Annotated in this window: 1 protein-coding gene; it reads left to right on the top strand. The window is 61.3% G+C overall.

What is annotated here, in order from left to right; translation table 11 throughout:
• Positions 1-38: 38 nt before the first annotated feature.
• On the top strand, positions 39-271 hold a 233-nt coding region (locus KVS69_RS19620; RefSeq protein WP_302675392.1), incomplete at its 3' end, for a 4-hydroxyphenylacetate 3-hydroxylase N-terminal domain-containing protein.

Genomic DNA, 271 nt, shown 5'->3' with positions numbered 1-271 from the left:
ACAGGTCAAAGGCCGCATCCGAGCAGGCCGACCCTTTCTTGACCGCCGGCATCGTCGATCGCGACGCGACCGGTATCACGGTCCGCGGTGCCAAGATGCTCGCGACCGGCGGCATCATGGCGAACGAAGTCTTCGTCACCTGCATCCAGCCGCTGCGACCGGGCGATGAGCGCTATGCCATATCCTTTGCCATTCCGATGAACACACCGGGCCTGAAGATCCTGTCGCGAAAGTCCTATGAAAGCGACGCCTGCTCGGTTTTCGATAACCC

It is taken from the genome of Stenotrophomonas sp. GbtcB23, from assembly GCF_019091045.1.
In the GTDB taxonomy this organism is placed as follows: domain Bacteria; phylum Pseudomonadota; class Gammaproteobacteria; order Xanthomonadales; family Xanthomonadaceae; genus Stenotrophomonas; species Stenotrophomonas rhizophila_A.
This window is presented reverse-complemented; position numbering and strand designations above follow the sequence as displayed.